General features: G+C 64.2%; 1 protein-coding gene and 1 other annotated feature. The gene reads left to right on the forward strand.

Annotated elements, in window-relative coordinates; all coding sequences use genetic code 11:
• The first annotated feature begins 48 nt into the window (after positions 1-48).
• A protein-coding gene (locus tag GSY69_RS13775; protein ID WP_235936577.1) for an IS3 family transposase occupies positions 49-1,271 on the forward strand; the annotation gives its coding sequence in 2 pieces (ribosomal slippage) (positions 49-328 and positions 328-1,271; 1,224 coding nt in all).
• Positions 318-420 (forward strand) — a sequence feature (AL1L pseudoknot). (Overlaps the previous gene by 103 nt.)
• Positions 1,272-1,298 lie beyond the last annotated feature (27 nt).

Consider the following 1,298-nt stretch of genomic DNA (forward strand, 5'->3'; position numbering starts at 1 on the left):
TGAAGCGCCCTGGGTTTCGTTCCGAGTCTCAGCAAGGAGAATCGGAGCATGCCCAAGAAGTTCAGTCCAGAGCTGCGTGACCGTGCCGTGCGTATGGTCTACGACCGTCAGGCCCGCGAGGGTGGTCCCCGTGCAGCATCGATCCGTGCGGTCGCCCCGCAGCTCGGTGTCGGCGAGGAGACGCTGCGGATCTGGTGCAACCGCTACGGCCCCACCGAACCAACCGGCCCGGGAGAGCCGCTCGAGGAGGAGAACCGTCGGCTCCGGCGAGAGCTGGCGGAGGCGCGACGCGCTAACGAGATCCTGAAAGCCGCCTCGGCGTTTTTCGCAGCGGAACTCGACCGCCCCACAACGAAATGATCGCGTTCATCGACATGCACCGCGAGCAGTTCGGGGTCGAGGCCATCTGTCGCATCCTCGGTGCGACAGAATGTGGGTTCATCACCTCCCGCGGATACCGCGCCGCCAAGAACAGGCCGGCCTCCGCTCGAAGCCTGCGGGATGAGATGCTCGTGGAGGAGGTGAAGCGGATTCATCAGGAGAATTACAGCGTCTACGGGGTCCGGAAGATGTGGCACGCCATGCAGCACGCGGGATGGGACGTGGGCCGAGACCAGGTCGCGAGGCTGATGAAGATCGCAGGCCTCCAGGGCGTTCGCCGAGGCCGCAAGCCCGTCACCACCCACCCCGAAGCCGGAGACGATCAGCGTCCCGACCTCGTCGAGCGGAGGTTCGTTGCGGACCGGCCGCAGCAGCTCTGGGTTGCCGATATTACCTATGTCCGGATTCTCGCCGGGTTCTGCTACGTCGCGTTCATCACCGATGTCTTCAGTCGGAGAATCGTCGGTTGGGCGGTCGCGCCCACCCTCCACACGGAGCAACTGCCATTGCTCGCACTGGAACACGCTCTCCTCGCCACCGGGGTGAGCCGGAATGAGAGCGGATTGATTCACCACTCCGACCGGGGCAGTCAATACGTCTCTCTCGCCTACTCAGACGCTCTTCTCACCGCAGGTGTGAAAGCGTCTGTCGGCACCGTCGGCGATAGCTACGATAACGCGCTGGCCGAAACAGTGAACGGTCTTTACAAGGCGGAGCTGATCTACTCCAAGCGGATCTGGGAGTCCGTCAGCGAGGTCGAGCTTGCCACGATGGGATGGGTCCACTGGTGGAACACGGCCCGGCTCCACGAAGCTCTCGGCTACCGCACCCCAGCGAGCGTCGAAGCGTCCTACACTCACCCCACGACGACCGCGCCCGCGACCGTCTAACCACGGAACGAAACCCAGGGCGCTTCA

It is taken from the genome of Brevibacterium rongguiense (assembly GCF_009857845.1).
GTDB classification, from domain to species: domain Bacteria; phylum Actinomycetota; class Actinomycetes; order Actinomycetales; family Brevibacteriaceae; genus Brevibacterium; species Brevibacterium rongguiense.